A 19,055-nucleotide genomic window follows, 5' to 3' on the forward strand; every position below is an offset into this window, starting at 1 on the left:
TACGGGGAGGCAACTCCCCCCGTCTGCTCATCCTTGCCTATACTCAAAAGACCCAACCAAAAGGTAAGGAGTGCTAATGAAAATTATTTTATGGGCGATTCTGATAATTTTTCTCATTGGTTTGCTGGTAGTCACCGGCGTATTCAAAATGATCTTCTGACGACGGCGGGTGCCACCCCTGCGTGGCACCTTTACCCTGTTATTTACCGGCCTGGCTACTGTAGTTAACCGGCACCCAGCGATAGCCGTTACCTTCCGCTTTCACATGGCCAAATCCCGGGAAAGCAATATGCGCCGCGGCCACCCAATCCCCTTCCTGCGAAGCAAGCCTTAATACCCGTTCACGCGTGGCAATAGCCTGCTGCTGGTTGACATCAAAATGGATGGCAACGTCCGGGTCCGGCATTTGTACGGCTTTGGCATGAATAATATCGCCCCACATCATCATCGTTTGCCCGCCCCGGCTGATGCGATAAACCACGCTGCCTGGCGTATGGCCCGCAGCCGGTATGGCCTCGATACCCGGAATAATTTCTGCCGGTGCCGTAAAAGGTTTCAGCCTGCCTGCGTCAATCACCGGGCGCAGCGAGCGTTCTGACTCGGCAAAAGTATGCTGCTGGCTTTTTTCTACCTCACCGATATTTGCCGGGTTAAGCCAGAAATCGACGTCTTTCTGTTCGACGCGCACTGTCGCATCAGGGAAAGCCGGTTTGCCCCGATATTCCACGCCGCCGGAGTGGTCGGCATGGATGTGGGTCAGCAGCACCAGGCTAATATCTTGCGGCCTTATTCCGGCTGAGCGTAAATTTTCCAGCAAGTGCCCACCCGCGCGACCAAACAGCGGGCCGGCACCGGTATCAACCAGAATCAGCCGTTTACCGGTGTTAATCACAAAAGCGTTGATTGAAGTTTCAGCCGCAGGCGTCATGGCCTCCGCCGCCATGCGCTCACTCAACTTCTGCGGCGTAATGTGGGTGAGCAGCTTATCCAGGGGCACGACCACCGTTCCGTCAGATACGGCGGTAATTTGCCAGTCTCCAAGCATCATGCGGTAGTAGCCGGGAGCCTGCTGCTGAGAGATTAGCTGCGGTGCGGCCGCGGCGTGAGCCGCCAGAGCGCCACCGCAAAGCAGGGCTAACAGAGTTAATGCCGTTTTCATTTTTTATCCTCGGGCAGGTGTTCAACTTGCCGTCAGTATCCGCCCCGGCGTATCATCACTCCAATTGATTGGAGAAATAATGACTATCAAAGAAAATGATTTCCGCAAAATCGATCTCAACTTATTGATCGCTTTTGCGGTGCTGTTCCGGGAGCAGAGCGTCTCGCTGGCCGCGGATAAACTACACCTGGGGCAACCTGCGGTTAGCGGCGCGCTGGCTCGCCTGCGCGATATGTTCGACGACCCGCTGTTTATTCGCAGCGGCCACCGCATGCAGCCCACCGCCCGCGCCAGTGAATTGCACACGGAGCTAATGCCGCTGCTGGAACAGCTACAGAGTGCCTTATTCCAGCAGGCCGAATTTTCGCCTGCAAGCGCCAGAGCCACGGTGACCATCGGCATGACCGACTGGGTAGAAATGTGGCTGATGCCGAAGCTGATCCCTGCCCTGAAGCAGGAAGCACCGGGTATGCATATCAACGTGGTGGCAAGCGATCCGTTCACCGACGCACAGCGGCTGGAAGGCGGCGAGCTGGATATGGCAATCAGCGTGGCAAACCACAGCGCACGCTGGCTGGAGCGGGAAGTGCTGAAGGAAATGGATTTTGTTACGCTCTGGCATCCGCAGCAGGTTGCCGCCAGCCCCGCGCTGAAAATAGAAGATTACGTTGCCCACCAGCATGTGCTGGTCAGCTACCGCGAAGCGACCAGCAGCCAGATAGACACCCTGCTTGCAAAGATTGGGCAAACAAGAAGCGTAAGTTATACCACGCCGCATTTTGCCGCCCTGCCCGGCCTGTTACAGCAAATGCCCGCCCTGGCAACCGTGCCGTCGGGGCTATCGGAAAGCTGGCAAAAAAACTGGGGTCTGGCCGCCAGCCCGGTGCCGCTGGATGTTCCCCCGTTTGAGGTGGCGCTGCTGTGGCACCAGCGCCATAACAGCGACGCGGCGCTAATGTGGCTACGAGGATTTATTCACAGGCTGGTCAACTAAAGATTAGCGGGAGAAGCTCCCGCTAATTCGTGCTTAAGGCTTCAGGCTTGCGCCGTCGGTGGCAATCACTTCCCTGTACCAGTAGAAGCTGTTTTTACGTGAGCGAGCCAGCGTGCCGTTGCCCTGGTCATCAAGATCGACATAGATAAAGCCGTAGCGTTTAGACATCTCGGCTTTTGACGCGCTCACCAGATCTATCGGCCCCCAGCTGGTATAGCCCATGACATCAACCCCGTCTTTCAGCGCCTCGCCCACCTGTACCAGATGATCGTTCAGGTAGCGAATACGATAATCGTCATTTACCGTGCCGTCCGCCTCCGGGCAGTCCTTCGCGCCCAGTCCGTTCTCAACGATAAATAACGGCTTCTGATAACGATCCCAAAGCATATTGAGGATAATACGCAGCCCGGTTGGGTCGATTTGCCAGCCCCATTCGGAACTCGGCAGATGAGGGTTCGACACCATGCTGAAAACGTTACCGCGGATTTTTTCGTTTAACTCTTCATCCGTGGTCGCGCAGCCAGTGGTGTAATAGCTGAACGAGATAAAATATTTAACTGGCACAAGTAAATATAAGCTATTTTTGATTGCAAATTACATTAGCTATTTCGCCAGATCTTTTCAGCGTACGGATCGTTGAGAATAACTCCGTGGCCTCCACGTATTCTTTACGCAAGTAGCCCAGCCACTGCTTAATGCGCGCTACGTGATACATACCGGTATCGCCCTGTTTTTCCAGGCGGCTGTATTTTTGCAGTAACTTAACCACTTCCGGCCAGGACATGCGCGCTTCGTTATATTTAATGACCCGGCTCAGGTTAGGCACGTTCAATGCGCCGCGGCCAATCATCACGGAGTCACAGCCGGTTGCCGCCAGGCAGTCCTGAGCGCTTTGCCAGTCCCAGATTTCACCGTTAGCGATAACCGGAATCGACAGGCGCTGACGAATTTCGCCGATAGCGCCCCAGTTGATCAGCTCGGCTTTATAGCCGTCTTCTTTGGTTCTGCCGTGAACCACCAGCTCCGTCGCTCCCGCCTGCTGTACCGCATCGGCAATTTCAAACTGCCGCGCGCCGCTGTCCCAGCCGAGGCGAATTTTTACCGTGACAGGTAAATGTGAAGGCACCGCCTCACGCATGGCTTTCGCCCCGCGATAAATGAGTTCGGGATCTTTCAGCAGGGTAGCTCCACCGCCGCTACCGTTGACCAACTTTGACGGACAGCCGCAGTTTAAATCAACGCCCCAGGAGCCAAGCTCTACCGCGCGAGCGGCGTTTTCCGCCAACCATTGCGGGTACTGACCAAGCAATTGAACACGCACCAGAGTGCCGGACGGCGTACGACTTGCGTGGTTAAGTTCGGGGCAAAGCTTAAGGAAGGATTTTACCGGCAATAACTGATCGACCACGCGAAGAAACTCGGTGATACAGAGATCGTAGTCGTTTACTTCGGTGAGAAGTTCGCGAACAAGGGAGTCGAGCACGCCCTCCATCGGGGCAAGAAGAACACGCATGACGTTACCAGATATAAAAAGAGGCGCTATGTTAGCGCCTCTTCGATTGAACTCAAATGTTCTTTACTGGGCAGCAGCCGGTTTACGCGGCGGGCGACGACGACGAGCGTTGTCTCCAGCCGGTTTAGCCGCGCCTTCACCCTGAGGTTTACCGCTGCGGCGAGGTGCGCTGCTGCGTTCGCCGGAAGCATTAGCATTGCCGCCGTTGCCGCCGCGACGCTGGCCTTGCCCCTGGCTCTGACCACCGCGACCGCCCTGGCCCTGGCCGCCACGACCGCCGCCGCCGCGCTGCTGGCGACCGTTCACGATAGGTTCAGCCGGGATAGACGGGTCAACATCATAGCCCGCAAGTGCCATACGCGGGATCTCACGTTTCAACAGGCGCTCGATATCACGCAACAGTTTGTGCTCATCCACGCAAACAAGAGACAGCGCTTCGCCGGTTGCCGCAGCACGGCCGGTACGACCAATACGGTGGACGTAATCTTCCGGCACATTTGGCAGCTCGTAGTTCACAACGTGCGGCAGCTCTTCGATATCCAGGCCACGGGCCGCGATGTCGGTTGCCACCAGCACGCGGATAGCTCCGCTTTTAAAGTCGGCCAATGCGCGAGTACGCGCGCCCTGGCTTTTGTTACCGTGAATAGCCGCAGCGGTAATACCGTCTTTTTGCAGCTGTTCAGCGAGGTGGTTGGCGCCATGTTTGGTACGGGTAAAGACCAGAACCTGCTGCCAGTTACCTTCGCCAATCATCTGCGACAGCAGTTCCCGTTTACGTTTCTTATCAACGAAGTGAACGTGCTGAGTCACCTGCTCGGAAGCGGTATTGCGGCGAGCGACCTCAACTTCTTCCGGGTTATGCAGCAGCTTTTCAGCCAGCCCTTTAATGTCGTCGGAGAAAGTTGCGGAGAACAGCAGGTTCTGGCGGCGGGTTGGCAGTTTTGCCAGCACGCGGCGAATGTCGTGGATAAAGCCCATATCCAGCATGCGGTCGGCTTCATCCAGAACCAGAATCTCAACCTGGTCGAGTTTAACGGCGTTCTGATGCTCAAGATCCAGCAGGCGACCCGGGGTCGCTACCAGCACATCAACGCCGCTACGCAGTTTCATCATCTGCGGATTAATGCTCACGCCGCCGAAGACCACCAGCGAACGGATATTCAAATATTTACTGTAGTCGCGGACGTTCTCGCCAATCTGAGCCGCAAGTTCACGGGTCGGAGTGAGGATCAGCGCACGAACCGGGCGACGGCCCTTAAGGTGCGGCGCTTTGTCGGTCAAACGCTGTAACAGTGGCAGGGTAAAGCCTGCGGTCTTACCGGTGCCGGTTTGGGCACTGGCCATCAGATCACGGCCTGATAACACTACCGGAATTGCCTGACGTTGGATTGGGGTAGGCTCACGATAGCCCTGCTCTTCCACCGCACGCAAAATATCGGCATTCAGGCCGAGAGAATCAAAAGACATAGGAACTCCAGAACCGCCCTGACCGCGTTTCGCGGTGTAGTTTCCAGGGGGAACATCACGCGCCAGCGCAAGGCTGGCGAAGAGAGGAGGCGCAAACCACGGCGCCGTTCGGGATGCAGTGTAGCAGTTTTTGTGATCTTCCGCATAAATTCTCACTTTACCCACCGTTGACAGAATAAAGCCTTGCGCTGGACAGGGGTGATAACTTTGCTTACGCTTAATCAATCGATTGATTAACTTTTTAAGAGGTCGGTATGAACGCAGGACCGACGCCGGTCACCAGCCGCGGTGAGCAGGCAAAAAACACGCTGATATCCGCGGCTATTGCTCAGTTTGCCGAATACGGAATGCATGCGACCACGCGAGATATTGCCGCGCAGGCCGGGCAAAATATCGCCGCCATTACTTACTACTTCGGTTCCAAAGAAGAGCTGTATATGGCATCGGCCCAGTGGATTGCCGACTTTATCAGCGTTAACTTCCAGCAGCACGTTACGCAGGCCGAAACGCTTCTTGCCCAGCCCGCTCCTGATAAAGCGAAAATCCGCGAGCTTATCCATACCGCGCTTGGGCAAATGCTGGCCCTGTTGACCTCCGACAATACGCTGAACCTGAGCAAATTTATCTCCCGCGAGCAGCTTTCCCCGACCGCTGCCTACCAGTTGATCCACGCTCAGGTTATCGACCCAATGCATTCCCTGCTCACCACTCTGGTTGCCCACTACACTGGACGGGATGCTTTCGATACTGAAACTATTTTGCATACCCACACGCTGCTCGGCCAGGTGCTGGCCTTCAGGCTCGGGCGCGAAACGATTCTGTTGCGCACCGGCTGGCCGCAGTTTGACCAGGCCAAAGTGCAGCAAATAAGCCGCGTGGTGCTTAGCCACGTCGATTTCATCCTGCAGGGATTATCCATAAACGGAGGAAGAACGAGCGATGAACAATAAGAAGCCGGTTATTGTCGCCGTTGTGATTTTAGCGCTGGTAGCCGCGGCATTTGGCGGCTGGAAATGGTATCAGGGCAGGCAGGACGACGGGCTGACGCTGTACGGTAACGTCGATATTCGCACCGTTAACCTCAGCTTCCGGGTGGGGGGCCGCCTTGCCGCGCTGGAGGTGGACGAAGGCGATGCAATCAAATCCGGCGAGCCGCTGGGACTGCTCGATAAAGCCCCCTATGAAAATGCATTACGCCAGGCCGAGGCCAACGTGGCCGCAGCCCAGGCAAAATATGACTTAATTATTGCGGGCTACCGCGATGAGGAGATTGCCCAGGCTGCGGCCCAGGTGAACCAGGCTCAGGCCGCCTATGATTACGCCCAGAACTTTTATCAGCGCCAGCAAGGGCTGTGGGCCACACGCACCATATCTGCTAACGAATTAGAAAACGCCCGTTCCTCCAGCGAACAAGCAAAAGCCACGCTGAAAGCGGCAAAAGATAAGCTTAGCCAGTATCGCAGCGGTAACCGTCCGCAGGAAATTGCCCAGGCTCAGGCCAGTTTGCAGCAGGCAAAAGCCCAGCTCGCACAGTCTCAGCTCGACTTGCAGGACACCACCCTAATTGCGCCGTCTGACGGCACGCTGCTGACCCGTGCCGTTGAGCCAGGCAGCATGCTCAACGCTGGCAGCACGGTGCTCACGCTGTCTCTTACCCGCCCGGTGTGGATCCGCGCCTATATCAATGAGGCCAGCCTCGGCGAGGCTAAACCGGGAAGCGAGCTGCTGATTTATACCGACGGCCGTCCGGATAAGCCGTACCACGGCAAAATTGGCTTTGTCTCCCCTACGGCAGAATTCACGCCTAAAACCGTAGAAACGCCTGATTTACGCACAGACCTGGTTTATCGCCTGCGAATTATCGTCACCGATGCGGATGACGCCCTGCGCCAGGGGATGCCGGTTACGGTGAAATTCAACGGCGGAACTCAGCATGAGCAACAATAAAGCGACAATTCGCCTCCAGGGGTTGATGAAGCGCTTTCCGGATCTGGAGAAACCCGCTGTCGCCAGCCTGGATTGCGAAGTTCATGCCGGTGCGGTGACCGGTTTAGTCGGCCCGGATGGGGCGGGCAAAACGACCCTGATGAGGATGCTTGCCGGATTATTGAAACCCAGCGAAGGTACGGCTTCAGTGATTGGCCTCGACCCGATTAAAGACGATCGCGCCCTCCACGCCGAGCTCGGCTATATGCCGCAAAAATTCGGCCTGTACGAAGATTTAACGGTGATGGAAAACCTCACCTTATATGCCGACCTGCGCGGCGTGACCGGTGAAGAACGCAAAAGCACCTTTGAAAGACTGCTGGAATTTACCTCCCTTGGGCCATTTACCGCTCGGCTCGCGGGCAAACTTTCCGGCGGCATGAAGCAAAAGCTTGGCCTCGCCTGCACCCTCGTCGGCCAGCCCAAAGTGCTGCTACTCGACGAGCCTGGCGTGGGTGTCGACCCGATATCCCGGCGTGAGCTGTGGCAAATGGTTCACGAGCTTGCCGGAGAAGGCATGCTGATTCTGTGGAGCACTTCTTACCTCGATGAAGCCGAACAGTGCCGGGAAATTTTGCTGATGAACGAAGGCGAGCTGCTGTACCACGGCGCGCCCAAAGAGCTCACGCAAAAAATGGCAGGGCGCTCTTTGCTGGTCAGCCATGAGGGCGAAAATAATCGCCAGTTGCTACAGCGGGCCCTGAAAATGCCGCAGGTAAGCGATGGCGTCATTCAGGGGCGCTCGGTGCGGCTGATCCTTGCCAAACAGGCTGATGTTAGCGACCTGGCCGCGGCGCTCAATATCCCCGAGTCCGGCTTCAAAGAGACCGACCCGCGCTTTGAAGATGCGTTTATCGACCTGCTCGGCGGCGCGGGGGCTAATGAATCGCCTTTGGGCGACATTCTTCACACCGTGGAAGGCGAAGCCAGCGAGACGGTGATTCAGGCCAAAGAGCTGACCAAAAAATTTGGCGATTTCGCGGCTACCGACCACGTTAACTTCGCCGTTAAGCGCGGGGAAATCTTCGGCCTGCTGGGACCTAATGGGGCTGGGAAATCCACGACTTTCAAGATGATGTGCGGTTTGTTAGTCCCCACTTCGGGTAAAGCGCTGGTACTGGATATGGATCTGAAAACCAGCTCCGGCAAAGCGCGGCAGCACCTGGGCTATATGGCGCAAAAGTTTTCCCTCTACGGCAACCTGACGGTAGCGCAGAACCTGCGGTTTTTCTCCGGCGTTTACGGCCTGCGCGGGCGTGCCCAGCAGGAGAAAATTAGCCGGATGAGCGAAGCCTTTGCGCTCCAGCCGATAGCCAACAGCACCACGGACTCGCTGCCGCTCGGCTTCAAACAGCGCCTGGCGCTCGCCTGTTCGCTGATGCACGAGCCGGACATTCTGTTTCTCGACGAACCGACTTCCGGCGTCGACCCCATCACCCGCCGGGAATTCTGGCTGCATATCAACAGCATGGTGGAGAAAGGCGTTACCGTGATGGTAACCACTCACTTCATGGACGAAGCCGAATACTGCGACCGCATCGGCCTGGTTTATCGCGGCAAGCTTATCGCCAGCGGCACGCCGGACGACCTGAAGCGGCAGGTAGCGGACGATGAAACGCCTGACCCAACGATGGAGCAGGCGTTTATCGGGCTAATCCACCAATGGGATAAGGAGCATCACGATGAGCGAACATAACCAGCTGGTGTCCTGGCGTCGCGTCCGCGCTTTATGTATTAAAGAGACGCGTCAAATCGTACGTGACCCCAGCAGCTGGCTGATTGCCGTGGTTATCCCGCTGCTGCTGCTGTTTATTTTTGGCTACGGGATTAACCTTGATTCCAGCCGCCTGCACGTCGGGGTGCTGGTGGAGCAGCAAAGCGATGAGGCGCTGGACTTCACGCACGCCATCAGCGCCTCGCCTTTTATTCAACCCACCATCAGCGATAACCGCGAGTATTTGGTTCAACTGATGCAGGCCGGGAAGATTCGTGGCCTGGTGACTATCCCGACGGATTTTGCCCAGAATATGGCTCGCCCCGGTGCCAGCGCGCCGATTCAGGTGATAACCGACGGCAGCGAACCTAATACCGCCAACTTTGTTCAGGGCTATATGCAGGGGATCTGGCAGCTTTGGCAGCAGCAGCGAGCTGAGGATCGCGGAGAGAGTTTTGAACCGCTGATTGATGTGCAGCTCCGCTACTGGTTTAACCCGGCGGCCATCAGCCAGCATTTTATCATCCCCGGCGCGGTCACTATTATCATGACTGTGATAGGCGCTATCCTCACCTCTCTGGTAGTTGCCCGTGAATGGGAGCGCGGCACCATGGAAGCCCTGCTCTCTACCCAGGTGACGCGTACCGAGCTGCTGCTGTGCAAATTAGTGCCTTATTACGTGCTGGGTATGCTGGCGATGCTGCTGTGTATGCTGGTGACCGTGTTTATTCTCGGAGTGCCGTGGCGTGGCTCACTGATTTTGCTGTTCCTGATAACCAGCCTGTTTTTACTCAGCACGCTTGGCATGGGGCTGCTGATTTCCACCATCACCCGTAACCAGTTTAACGCCGCCCAGGTGGCGCTGAATGCGGCATTTCTGCCCTCGATTATGCTTTCCGGCTTTATCTTCCAGATAGACAGCATGCCGGCGATTATTCGGGCGGTGACTTATGTTATCCCGGCTCGTTATTTTGTCAGCACCCTGCAAAGCCTGTTCCTGGCGGGGAATATTACCTCGGTGCTGATCGTGAATACGCTGTTTTTAATTGCCTCGGCGGTGATGTTTATTGGCCTGACGGCGCTAAAAACCAAACGTCGGCTCGATTAAGGGAGAAGGCATGTTTTATCGTTTATGGACGTTGATACGCAAAGAACTTCAGTCGCTGCTGCGTGAACCTCAGACCCGCGCGATCCTTATTCTGCCGGTGCTGATTCAGGTAATCCTGTTTCCTTTTGCCGCCACGCTGGAGGTGACAAATGCCACCATTGCCATCTACAACGAAGATAACGGCAGCCAGTCGGTGGAGTTGACCCAGCGCTTTGCCCGCGCCAGCGCCTTCAGCAACGTGCTGCTGCTGAAAAGCCCGCAGGAGATCCAGCCGACTATAGACAACCAGAAAGCACTGCTGCTGATTCGTTTTCCGGCTAACTTTTCACGCGATCTGGCAAGCCAGCAGCCTGCCAAACTGCAAATACTGCTGGACGGGCGCAACTCCAACAGCGCGCAAATCGCCGCCAATTATCTCCAGCAAATAGTCAACAACTACCAGCAGGAGCTGATGACGGGCATGCCAAAGCCGAACAATAGCGAGCTGGTTGTCCGCAACTGGTATAACCCAAATCTTGATTACAAATGGTTCGTGGTGCCGTCGCTGATTGCCATGATAACCACCATTGGCGTAATGATCGTAACGTCACTTTCCGTGGCACGCGAACGCGAACAGGGCACGCTCGACCAGCTGCTGGTATCTCCCCTGGCAACGTGGCAAATATTCATCGGCAAGGCTATTCCCGCGCAAATAGTGGCGCTGGTGCAGGCAACTATCGTGCTGGCGGTGGGCATTTGGGGTTACCACATTCCCTTCTCCGGCTCGCTGCTGCTGTTTTACTTCACGATGATTATTTACGGGCTGTCGCTGGTCGGATTTGGGCTGCTGATTTCGGCCCTGTGCTCAACGCAGCAGCAGGCGTTTATCGGGGTATTTGTCTTTATGATGCCCGCCATCCTGCTTTCAGGCTATGTTTCGCCGGTGGAAAACATGCCGGTATGGCTGCAAAACCTGACGTGGATTAACCCGATTCGCCACTTCACGGATATAACCAAGCAGATTTACCTGAAGGACGCGAGCTTTGGCATTGTGTGGCAGAGTTTGTGGCCGCTGCTGGTGATAGCGGCCACGACCGGCTCAGCGGCGTACTGGATGTTTAGGCGCAAGATTGCCTGATTTGTCTTTAGCGAGCAGGGAGTAAATCGCGGGCCCGGCCAGCATAGCCATGCCTGCCAGCACTAAAACGAGGTGACTTTGCACCACTCTTGAAAGCAGCCAGAGGGCAATCATCGCGGTGCCGAAGTACCAGGTAGTGGTCAGCTCTTCAAGAAAATCGCCGATGTCGCGCAGGCGACCCGAATGGAAGCGCTGGAAGGTAAACATCAGCACTACCGTGAGAACATAAAGCAGGCACAGCCCTACCCCCACCGGGATCAGGGTTGCGGTTTTCCAGCCAACGAGCAGGGCAGCAACCACCGCAAGATGCAGCATAATCTGCCAGCAACCCAGTCCGGTTCTCACTCTTACACGTTGTTGCCACTTCATGGTTTATCTCCTGGAGTATTTCTTCCTGTTAATCAGAGTACGCAAGTGTACGGAAATTTCCTCAATACGCCCCCTTTTTGTGACAGGTATTGCAATATATTTCCGTTCAGGCTGGCAAAAGTGCTGGAGGAAAAACCAACAAAAGGATGGACTGCGGGGCCAAAAGCGTACTGAGATAGCCCTCTCCCCAAAGAGAGAGGGCATAATATTAGCGGCGGTTACCAAAAATACGCAGCAGCATCAGGAACAGGTTAATAAAGTCCAGATACAGCGTCAGCGCGCCAACAATTGAGTATTTACGCAGCATTTGTGCGTCGCGGGTATCTATCTGCTCGCCAATATTTTTCAGCTTCTGAGTGTCGTAGGCCGTGAGGCCAACGAACACGATAACCCCGATGTAGGTAATCGCCCACATTAGCGCATCGCTCTTAAGCCAGAAGTTAACCAGCGACGCCAGCACGATACCGATAAGCGCCATAAACAGCATATTACCGAAGCCGCTCAGGTCGCGTTTCGTGGTGTAACCATACAGGCTCATCGCGCCGAACATCCCGCCGGCAACCACGAAGGTGCTGGCAATGGACGAATAGGTATACACCAGGAAAATGCTCGCCATTGTCAGGCCGGTAAGCGCCGAATAGAGCATAAACAGCGTGGTAGCAACGCCTGCGCTAAGTCTGTTTACCATGCCGGAAATGACAAACACCAGCGCCAGCTGAGCGATAATCAGGCCAAAGAAAGTAATTTTGCTGGAGAAAACGAACTCCATCACTGCCGGAGTGTTCGCCGCATACCAGGCGATAAAGGCGGTAAGCAGCAGGCCGCAGGTCATCCAGCCGTAGACTTGCGCCATAAAGGTCTGGAGGCCGGTATTGGCACGCTGCACGATAGTCTCATTGGGACGCGGGAATCGGTCCATGATGCTTCCTCTGTATGGTAAATTAAGCTTCTGACGCGAGCTGTTTAGCTCACCCGCTTTAAGATTAACACATCCCGCCAGCCGCGCACCCTACCAGCGTTTAGCCGCCTGCTTATCGCTGTCTCTTGCTTCTACCCAGCGGTCGCCCTGCTGCGTGGCTTCCCGTTTCCAGAATGGCGCACGGGTTTTCAGGTAATCCATAATAAACTGCGCGGCATCAAAGGCCGAGCTGCGGTGCGCCCCGGTCACGCCGACAAAAACTATCTCGTCGCCGGGCCACAGTTCGCCGATGCGATGAATAACCGTAACCCGCTGTAGCGGCCAGCGGCTTCTGGCTTCGACGACGATTTCTTCCAGCGCTTTCTCCGTCATCCCCGGATAATGCTCCAGCGTAAGGGCGCTGACGCTGTCCCCGAGGTTATGATTGCGGACCTTGCCGGTGAATGTGACTACCGCGCCGTCTTCGTCACATTGGGAAAGCCACTGGTACTCTTCCCCGACGTTAAAATTCTCGCGGCCAACGACTATGCGCGTGGTGTCCATTTTATCCTCCGGTTACCGGCGGGAAGAAAGCGACTTCATCGCCTTCGGCCAGCGGATGGTCAAAACTCACCAGCGTCTGGTTCACCGCCGCCAGCAATTTGCCGGACTCCAGCGCCAGCTCCCAGCGGCTCCCTTTAGCGGCCAGCGCCGCGCGCAGCTGTTCTACATCGCTATAGACTGCATCAACCGCCACGCTATCGCAGCCAACCAGCTCGCGAACCTGGGCAAAGAACAGTACGTTAAGCATCGTCGTCCACCCTGAAATCTCCGGATTTCCCGCCGCTTTTTGCCAGCAGGCGAACCGGGCCAATCACCATATCTTTTTGCACTGCTTTGCACATGTCATAAATGGTTAGCGCCGCTACCGAGGCCGCCGTCAGGGCTTCCATCTCAACGCCGGTTTTACCGGTCAACCGGCACAGGGACTCAATGCGCACGCGGTTATGCTCCGGCTGAGCCTCCAGCTTCAGCTCAACTTTACTGAGCATTAGCGGGTGGCACAGCGGGATAAGCTCCCAGGTCCGTTTGGCGGCCTGAATACCTGCGATACGCGCCGTCACAAAGACATCGCCTTTGTGATGGCTGCCTTCGATAATCATCGCCAGCGTTTGAGGGAGCATGGTGACAAAAGCTTCCGCGCGGGCTTCCCGCACCGTTTCGGCCTTGGCGGAAACATCCACCATGTGCGCCTCTCCGGCGGCGTTAATATGGGTTAATTGCGACATAACTTATTTCTTAAGATGTGGATGGAAATTGCAAGGACGCTGGCGGGCATCCAGCTGCGCCTGAATAATATTTTCCCACGCGGTGCGGCAGGCTTTGGTCGAGCCGGGCATGGCAAAAATCAGCGTTTTGTTCGCCATACCCGCTACGGCGCGAGATTGCAGCGTAGAGGTGCCTATCTCTTCGAACGACAGCATGCGGAACAGCTCCCCAAACCCTTCAACTTCACGGTCAAACAGCGGGAGCAACGCCTCGGGCACCTGGTCGCCGTCGGTAAAACCGGTGCCGCCGTTAACCAGCACCACCTGAACTTGCTCATCGGCAATCCACCGGGATACTTCGGCGCGAATGGCGTAGCGATTTTCTTTAACGATAGCTTTATCCACGACCTGATGTCCGGCTTCGGTTGCCGCTTCGCGCAGATAGTGCCCCGAGGTGTCGTCCTCTTCACCACGACGGCTGGATACCGTCAAAATAGCAATACGTGCCGCGATAAACTCCTGGCTTACCTGACTCATAGGTATTCTCCTTGTGGGCTGGCGTGTTAGCCGCCGATATACGACAGATTCTGAGTGATGCCGGTATTACCGTCATGCAGGAAATGGGTCTGCTTTTTCATCGCCAGCGCGGAAGAAATTCGCCCTTCCAGCTCGGCCTGCTGTTCATCCCCTGAGAGCAAGTCGCGTAGCGCAATGCCCTGCTCGCCGAACAGGCAAAGATGCAGGTTGCCGATAGACGAGACGCGCAGCCGGTTACAGCTGGCACAGAAATCGCTCTCGTAAGGCATGATGAGGCCAATCTCCCCGGCATAATCGGGATGGCAGAACACCTGAGCGGGGCCGTCGCTGCGCTGGCGCAGTTGATGCACCCAGCCGCGGGCCAGAAGCTGATCGCGGATGGTTTTGCCTGAGATATGGTGCTTGCGGAACAACTCGCCGCCGTCGCCGGTTTCCATCAGCTCAATAAAGCGCAGTTGAATAGGACGCGACTTGATCCATGCCAGAAACGTTTCCAGCTGGTGATGATTTACATCGCGCATCAGCACGGTATTCACCTTCACCCGCTCAAACCCGGCGCTAAAAGCGGCATCAATGCCCTCCATCACCTGGCGGAATTTATCCTGGCCGGTTATGGCGTGGAACTGACGGGCGTCCAGGCTATCGACGCTGACGTTAACCGCAGTCAGGCCAGCGTCACGCCAGGCGTTAATATCCCGGGCCAGACGATAGCCGTTGGTGGTCACCGCCAGCTGGCGGATAGAGGCGTTTTCACGCACTGCGGCGATAATTTCGGTGAAGTCGCGGCGAAGGGAGGGTTCCCCGCCGGTGAGACGCACTTTTTCTGTGCCCAGAGCGGAAAATGCCCGGGTCACGCGGCGGATTTCATCGACGTTGAGGAAGCTTTTATTGGCTACGCCGTGCGGCTTGTAGCCGTCAGGCAGGCAATAACTGCAGCGAAAGTTGCAGACGTCGGTAATGGATAAACGTAAGTAATAGAACTTACGCGCAAAAGCATCGGTAAGCTGGGACACTGAATACACCTTTCCAAATACGGGAGATGCAGTCATTTCTTTCTGCACCCTGGCGACCTCATGAGCCGCGGCCAGGGCACCCTATCTTGCGACTTAGGTACCATGGCTTGAGTGTGTGTTACTCGGATAGTAGCGCGACATAGCGGTTCACGCCATATCAGTCTTCGCTATATAAATCCATGCATAACGAGTTGTTTGTTCAATTTCGCAACAGAATACTTAAAAAGGTAACTTTTACTTTGATATACATCATCATCCCCGGAGCGAGAATCGTCTTTTAGGCACTTTTACGCTACCTTAAGCCGGTATATGCCTCTTAAGGATTATCTTATCTATGCGTAATCGCACGCTTGCGGATCTTGATCGGGTTGTCGCGCTAGGCGGCGGCCACGGGCTGGGCCGCGTAATGTCCTCGCTTTCCTCTCTGGGTTCACGTTTAACCGGCATCGTCACCACCACCGATAATGGCGGCTCAACTGGACGCATTCGGCGCTCGGAAGGCGGCATTGCCTGGGGCGACATGCGTAACTGCCTGAATCAGTTAATTACCGAACCCAGCGTCGCCTCAACCATGTTTGAGTACCGTTTTGGCGGGAATGGCGAGCTTTCAGGACATAACCTCGGAAACCTGATGTTAAAGGCTCTGGATCACCTAAGCGTGCGCCCTCTTGAGGCTATAAATTTAATTCGAAATCTGCTTAAAGTAGATGCTCAGCTGATCCCAATGTCCGAGCTTCCGGTCGATTTGATGGCGACTGACGATCAGGGCAACGCGGTTTACGGCGAAGTGAGCATCGACCAGCTTATCAATCCACCTCAGGATCTGGCCGTCTACCCCAAGGCACCCGCCACGCGAGAGGCGCTAGAGGCTATTGCAGAAGCGGACTTAATTCTCATCGGCCCCGGCAGTTTTTACACCAGCCTGATGCCTATCCTGCTGCTTGAAGAGATGGACCAGGCGCTGCGCCGCACGCCTGCGCCAATGGTGTATATCGGCAATCTGGGTAAAGAGCTAAGCCCGGCCGCCGCAAGCCTGTCTCTACGCCAGAAGCTTGAGCTGATGGAACAACACATCGGCAAGCGCGTAGTGGACGCCGTGGTCGTTGGGCCGCAGGTTGACACCAGCGAAGTGACAGGAAGAGTGGTTATCCAGCAGCCGCTGGAAGCCAGCGATATTAAATATCGCCATGACCGGAAGCTGCTGCGGGCCGCGCTGGAACAGGCCTTACAGCAGCTCGGCTAAACGGAGTATCAGGAAGCGGCGATAAACAACTCTCGCAGCTGATGAAGCTGGTCGCGAATCTGCGCCGCCTCCTCAAACTCCAGATTTTGCGCATGCTCCAGCATTTTCGCTTCCAGCTGATGAATTTTCTGCTGGAGCGCTTTCGGCGTCAGGACGATTTCATCATCTTCAATCACGCTGCGCGCTTTGGTCTTCATCCTGCCTTTAGTTTTAGCCATGCCTTCGCCAAGCTTCAGCACGTCCACCACGCGTTTATTCAGGCCCTGCGGCGTAATGCCGTGCTCTTCGTTGTAGCGCTGCTGTTTCTCGCGGCGACGCTCGGTCTCGCCAATGGCCTTCTCCATCGAGGCGGTAATTTTATCGCCGTAGAGGATGGCTTTACCGTTAACGTTACGCGCGGCGCGGCCAATCGTCTGGATCAGCGAACGCTCGGAACGCAGGAAACCCTCTTTATCGGCATCGAGAATCGCCACCAGCGAGACTTCCGGCATATCCAGACCTTCTCGCAGCAAGTTGATCCCTACCAGCACGTCAAACTCGCCGAGACGCAGATCGCGGATTATTTCCATGCGTTCGACGGTGTCGATATCCGAGTGCAGATAGCGCACGCGCTCGCCGTGCTCTTCCAGATATTCGGTAAGATCTTCCGCCATGCGTTTGGTGAGCGTGGTAACCAGCACACGCTCGTTGATGGCAACGCGCTTGCGGATTTCCGACAGCAGATCGTCAACCTGAGTCGCCACCGGACGCACTTCAATAATCGGATCCAGCAGCCCTGTAGGACGCACCACCTGATCGACAATTTCACTGCCGGATTTATCCAGCTCGTAGTTGCCGGGCGTTGCAGAAACATAAATGGTTTGCGGCGCGAGTGCCTCGAATTCTTCAAACTTCAGCGGGCGGTTATCCAGCGCCGACGGCAGGCGGAAGCCATATTCCACCAGCGTCTCTTTACGCGCGCGGTCACCGCGATACATACCGCCGATTTGTGGAATGGTCACGTGGGACTCATCCACCACCAGCAGCCCGTCCGCCGGGAGATAGTCAAACAGCGTCGGCGGCGGCTCGCCAGGCCCGCGCCCGGAAAGATAGCGGGAGTAGTTTTCAATCCCAGAGCAGTAACCCAGCTCGTTCATCATCTCGAGATCGAACTGGGTACGCTGGGCAATACGCTGTTCTTCCAGCAGTTTATTGTCGGCCAGCAGCACCTTACGGCGGTCGGCCAGCTCAACTTTAATGTCTTCCATCGCCTGCACGATACGCTCTCGCGGGGTAACGTAATGCGACTTTGGATAGATGGTAAAACGCTGGATGGTTTGGGAAATTTGGCCCGTCAACGGATCGAACAAAGACAGCCTTTCAACTTCCTCATCAAATAATTCAACGCGCAGCGCCAGGTCATCTGACTCTGCCGGGAAGATATCGACCACCTCTCCCCGCACGCGGAAAGTACCGCGCTGGAAAGCCTGATCGTTGCGCGTGTATTGCAGTTCGGTGAGGCGGCGAAGGATCGCTCTCTGATCGATTATCATGCCCTTCGTCAGGTGCAGCATCATCTTCAAATAGAGATCCGGATCGCCCAGACCGTAAATTGCCGAAACCGAAGCCACCACAATCACGTCCCGGCGTTCGAGCAGCGCTTTAGTGGCAGACAGGCGCATCTGCTCGATATGTTCGTTCACCGAAGCATCTTTCTCGATAAAAGTATCGGAGCTGGGGACGTACGCTTCCGGCTGGTAGTAGTCGTAGTAAGAGACAAAAAACTCAACCGCATTGTCCGGGAAAAACTCTTTCATCTCGCCGTACAGCTGAGCAGCCAGCGTTTTATTAGGCGCCAGCACCATTGTTGGACGCTGCAAGTCAGCAATAACGTTTGCGACGGTGAAGGTTTTACCGGAACCCGTAACGCCAAGCAGCGTCTGGTGCGCCAGGCCATCTTCCAGCCCTTCTTTCAGGCGACTAATGGCCTCAGGCTGGTCGCCCGAAGGTTTAAATGCAGAATTAAGTTTGAACGCTTTACTCATGAACGGGCTACCTGATGAAGAAACGAGCGGGCCGGAGTGTAATTTTACCCGGCAACGCGATTTTTTCCAGTGAAAAACTGTATAAAACACCAGTTCTCATTTTTACTAAGCCTGCCAGCCAATGATTTTAACCGCTTAGTCCGCCCACAATTTCCCCCTTCGCCAGATAAATCTCCAGCGACTGAGGGTTATCCCCAAATTTTTTCGCCTTTTAACATTTGTCAAGGGAGGTAAGGAGATGACGGCCTCGATGTTTGACACTTTTATTGCAGTAGTTGATTTTATTCAACGTATTGAATCTAAATAAATATTTCACAAAGACCGGTTTAACGCCAATTTGGTCGCAGGCCGCGCCCGCTCTAGCTTTCGTCAAGTTTTCTAACTCTAATGCACAAGGTTATCCACAGGAATGGTGGATAACTGCGGCAAGCCCTTTTAGCTAGCCGCTCGGAAAAACCCATATCTTTTCTGTGCCAGGGGTGAAAAAAAAATTTCGCTAATTTTTTTGCTTTTATTCATTCGATTTCGCTATACCCCGCAGCTTTGAGCCAGATCCCGAAATCAAGATATATCCTGAGGTTAAAACGCTTTTTGTTGCACCAAACTTGCACTTTTTAAGCACTCACCGGGTGCAGCGAACCGGCA

The 19,055-nt window shown here is 55.4% G+C and carries 19 protein-coding genes, 1 pseudogene and 1 riboswitch; of the genes and pseudogenes, 8 read left to right on the plus strand and 12 right to left on the minus strand.

Features of this window, described 5'->3' with window-relative positions; all coding sequences use genetic code 11:
- Positions 1 to 76 precede the first annotated feature (76 nt).
- Positions 77 to 160: a small membrane protein YohP gene (gene yohP, locus FOC35_RS02215; protein WP_008456306.1), complete on the plus strand. Its 84-nt coding sequence runs from the start codon at positions 77 to 79 to the stop codon at positions 158 to 160.
- A 39-nt stretch (positions 161 to 199) separates the two neighbouring features.
- On the opposite strand, the gene FOC35_RS02220 is transcribed toward yohP, so the two are convergent.
- Positions 200 to 1,159 (minus strand): MBL fold metallo-hydrolase, encoded by a 960-nt coding sequence (locus FOC35_RS02220; protein ID WP_172568020.1) that lies wholly within the window; start codon positions 1,157 to 1,159, stop codon positions 200 to 202.
- A 79-nt stretch (positions 1,160 to 1,238) separates the two neighbouring features.
- On the opposite strand from FOC35_RS02220, the gene FOC35_RS02225 reads away from it, so the two are divergent.
- On the plus strand, positions 1,239 to 2,153 hold the full coding sequence (locus FOC35_RS02225; protein ID WP_016535473.1) for a LysR family transcriptional regulator: 915 nt from the start codon (positions 1,239 to 1,241) through the stop codon (positions 2,151 to 2,153).
- Between the two features lie 33 nt (positions 2,154 to 2,186).
- Here FOC35_RS02225 and FOC35_RS02230 read toward each other — a convergent pair.
- The 3 genes and pseudogenes from FOC35_RS02230 to rhlE form a co-directional block, all read right to left on the minus strand.
- Positions 2,187 to 2,702, minus strand: a pseudogene (locus FOC35_RS02230) (family 1 glycosylhydrolase); the annotation flags it as partial.
- A gap of 28 nt (positions 2,703 to 2,730) precedes the next feature.
- Entirely contained in the window at positions 2,731 to 3,666 is a 936-nt protein-coding gene (gene dusC / locus FOC35_RS02235; protein WP_172568021.1) for a tRNA dihydrouridine(16) synthase DusC, read from the minus strand.
- Between the two features lie 63 nt (positions 3,667 to 3,729).
- Positions 3,730 to 5,133 (minus strand): ATP-dependent RNA helicase RhlE, encoded by a 1,404-nt coding sequence (gene rhlE, locus FOC35_RS02240; RefSeq protein WP_172568022.1) that lies wholly within the window; start codon positions 5,131 to 5,133, stop codon positions 3,730 to 3,732.
- A 254-nt stretch (positions 5,134 to 5,387) separates the two neighbouring features.
- Here rhlE and cecR point away from each other — a divergent pair, with 254 nt between their 5' ends.
- From cecR to FOC35_RS02265, 5 genes are read left to right on the plus strand one after another with little or no spacing between them, the layout of a single operon-like run.
- On the plus strand, positions 5,388 to 6,083 hold the full coding sequence (cecR, locus tag FOC35_RS02245; protein ID WP_016535464.1) for a transcriptional regulator CecR: 696 nt from the start codon (positions 5,388 to 5,390) through the stop codon (positions 6,081 to 6,083).
- Complete coding sequence (gene hlyD, locus FOC35_RS02250; protein ID WP_016535463.1) at positions 6,073 to 7,080, plus strand: secretion protein HlyD; 1,008 nt, start codon at positions 6,073 to 6,075, stop codon at positions 7,078 to 7,080. The genes cecR and hlyD overlap by 11 nt, the downstream gene beginning before the upstream one ends.
- A complete protein-coding gene (locus FOC35_RS02255) occupies positions 7,067 to 8,815 on the plus strand; it encodes an ATP-binding cassette domain-containing protein (RefSeq protein ID WP_172568023.1) in 1,749 nt (582 codons plus the stop codon). The genes hlyD and FOC35_RS02255 overlap by 14 nt, the downstream gene beginning before the upstream one ends.
- Positions 8,802 to 9,941 (plus strand): ABC transporter permease, encoded by a 1,140-nt coding sequence (locus tag FOC35_RS02260; RefSeq protein WP_172568024.1) that lies wholly within the window; start codon positions 8,802 to 8,804, stop codon positions 9,939 to 9,941. The genes FOC35_RS02255 and FOC35_RS02260 overlap by 14 nt, the downstream gene beginning before the upstream one ends.
- Before the next feature lie 10 nt (positions 9,942 to 9,951).
- Positions 9,952 to 11,058, plus strand: coding sequence for an ABC transporter permease (locus tag FOC35_RS02265; RefSeq protein WP_172568025.1), 1,107 nt, complete (start codon positions 9,952 to 9,954; stop codon positions 11,056 to 11,058).
- On the opposite strand, the gene FOC35_RS02270 is transcribed toward FOC35_RS02265, so the two are convergent.
- The 7 genes from FOC35_RS02270 to moaA form a co-directional block, all read right to left on the minus strand.
- On the minus strand, positions 11,020 to 11,427 hold the full coding sequence (locus FOC35_RS02270) for a YbhQ family protein (protein ID WP_172568026.1): 408 nt from the start codon (positions 11,425 to 11,427) through the stop codon (positions 11,020 to 11,022). The two genes, FOC35_RS02265 and FOC35_RS02270, sit on opposite strands and share 39 nt — an antisense overlap.
- A gap of 208 nt (positions 11,428 to 11,635) precedes the next feature.
- On the minus strand, positions 11,636 to 12,346 hold the full coding sequence (locus tag FOC35_RS02275; RefSeq protein ID WP_016535458.1) for a Bax inhibitor-1/YccA family protein: 711 nt from the start codon (positions 12,344 to 12,346) through the stop codon (positions 11,636 to 11,638).
- 90 nt (positions 12,347 to 12,436) lie between these two features.
- Positions 12,437 to 12,889, minus strand: a complete 453-nt coding sequence (gene moaE / locus FOC35_RS02280; protein WP_172568027.1) for a molybdopterin synthase catalytic subunit MoaE — start codon at positions 12,887 to 12,889, stop codon at positions 12,437 to 12,439.
- 1 nt (position 12,890) lies between these two features.
- On the minus strand, positions 12,891 to 13,136 hold the full coding sequence (gene moaD, locus FOC35_RS02285) for a molybdopterin synthase sulfur carrier subunit (protein WP_172568028.1): 246 nt from the start codon (positions 13,134 to 13,136) through the stop codon (positions 12,891 to 12,893).
- The gene (moaC, locus tag FOC35_RS02290) at positions 13,129 to 13,614 is read right to left on the minus strand and encodes a cyclic pyranopterin monophosphate synthase MoaC (RefSeq protein ID WP_172568029.1); all 486 of its coding nucleotides are present in this window, start codon (positions 13,612 to 13,614) and stop codon (positions 13,129 to 13,131) included. The genes moaD and moaC overlap by 8 nt, the downstream gene beginning before the upstream one ends.
- A gap of 3 nt (positions 13,615 to 13,617) precedes the next feature.
- Positions 13,618 to 14,130, minus strand: a complete 513-nt coding sequence (gene moaB, locus FOC35_RS02295) for a molybdenum cofactor biosynthesis protein B (protein ID WP_172568030.1) — start codon at positions 14,128 to 14,130, stop codon at positions 13,618 to 13,620.
- 26 nt (positions 14,131 to 14,156) lie between these two features.
- Positions 14,157 to 15,143 carry a GTP 3',8-cyclase MoaA gene (moaA, locus tag FOC35_RS02300; RefSeq protein WP_172568031.1) on the minus strand — a complete coding sequence of 329 codons (987 nt, stop codon included), beginning with the start codon at positions 15,141 to 15,143 and terminating at the stop codon, positions 14,157 to 14,159.
- Positions 15,134 to 15,269, minus strand: a riboswitch (molybdenum cofactor riboswitch). It overlaps the preceding gene by 10 nt.
- Positions 15,270 to 15,477: 208 nt before the next feature.
- Here moaA and yvcK point away from each other — a divergent pair.
- A complete protein-coding gene (gene yvcK / locus FOC35_RS02305; RefSeq protein ID WP_016535452.1) occupies positions 15,478 to 16,386 on the plus strand; it encodes a uridine diphosphate-N-acetylglucosamine-binding protein YvcK in 909 nt (302 codons plus the stop codon).
- Positions 16,387 to 16,394: 8 nt separating this feature from the next.
- On the opposite strand, the gene uvrB is transcribed toward yvcK, so the two are convergent.
- Entirely contained in the window at positions 16,395 to 18,410 is a 2,016-nt protein-coding gene (gene uvrB, locus FOC35_RS02310; protein WP_016535451.1) for an excinuclease ABC subunit UvrB, read from the minus strand.
- Positions 18,411 to 19,055: the final 645 nt, after the last annotated feature.

It is taken from the genome of Cedecea sp. FDAARGOS_727 (genome assembly GCF_012273235.1).
GTDB classification, from domain to species: domain Bacteria; phylum Pseudomonadota; class Gammaproteobacteria; order Enterobacterales; family Enterobacteriaceae; genus Cedecea; species Cedecea davisae.

Coding starts and splice junctions, on each gene's coding strand:
- uvrB (WP_016535451.1), bottom strand. CDS start 18,410: ATGAGTAAAGCGTTCAAACTTAATTCTGCATTTAAACCTTCGGGCGAC.
- FOC35_RS02265 (WP_172568025.1), top strand. CDS start 9,952: ATGTTTTATCGTTTATGGACGTTGATACGCAAAGAACTTCAGTCGCTG.
- cecR (WP_016535464.1), top strand. CDS start 5,388: ATGAACGCAGGACCGACGCCGGTCACCAGCCGCGGTGAGCAGGCAAAA.
- FOC35_RS02220 (WP_172568020.1), bottom strand. CDS start 1,159: ATGAAAACGGCATTAACTCTGTTAGCCCTGCTTTGCGGTGGCGCTCTG.
- FOC35_RS02225 (WP_016535473.1), top strand. CDS start 1,239: ATGACTATCAAAGAAAATGATTTCCGCAAAATCGATCTCAACTTATTG.
- moaE (WP_172568027.1), bottom strand. CDS start 12,889: ATGGACACCACGCGCATAGTCGTTGGCCGCGAGAATTTTAACGTCGGG.
- yvcK (WP_016535452.1), top strand. CDS start 15,478: ATGCGTAATCGCACGCTTGCGGATCTTGATCGGGTTGTCGCGCTAGGC.
- FOC35_RS02255 (WP_172568023.1), top strand. CDS start 7,067: ATGAGCAACAATAAAGCGACAATTCGCCTCCAGGGGTTGATGAAGCGC.
- FOC35_RS02270 (WP_172568026.1), bottom strand. CDS start 11,427: ATGAAGTGGCAACAACGTGTAAGAGTGAGAACCGGACTGGGTTGCTGG.
- moaB (WP_172568030.1), bottom strand. CDS start 14,130: ATGAGTCAGGTAAGCCAGGAGTTTATCGCGGCACGTATTGCTATTTTG.
- yohP (WP_008456306.1), top strand. CDS start 77: ATGAAAATTATTTTATGGGCGATTCTGATAATTTTTCTCATTGGTTTG.
- moaD (WP_172568028.1), bottom strand. CDS start 13,136: ATGCTTAACGTACTGTTCTTTGCCCAGGTTCGCGAGCTGGTTGGCTGC.
- moaC (WP_172568029.1), bottom strand. CDS start 13,614: ATGTCGCAATTAACCCATATTAACGCCGCCGGAGAGGCGCACATGGTG.
- rhlE (WP_172568022.1), bottom strand. CDS start 5,133: ATGTCTTTTGATTCTCTCGGCCTGAATGCCGATATTTTGCGTGCGGTG.
- hlyD (WP_016535463.1), top strand. CDS start 6,073: ATGAACAATAAGAAGCCGGTTATTGTCGCCGTTGTGATTTTAGCGCTG.
- dusC (WP_172568021.1), bottom strand. CDS start 3,666: ATGCGTGTTCTTCTTGCCCCGATGGAGGGCGTGCTCGACTCCCTTGTT.
- FOC35_RS02275 (WP_016535458.1), bottom strand. CDS start 12,346: ATGGACCGATTCCCGCGTCCCAATGAGACTATCGTGCAGCGTGCCAAT.
- FOC35_RS02260 (WP_172568024.1), top strand. CDS start 8,802: ATGAGCGAACATAACCAGCTGGTGTCCTGGCGTCGCGTCCGCGCTTTA.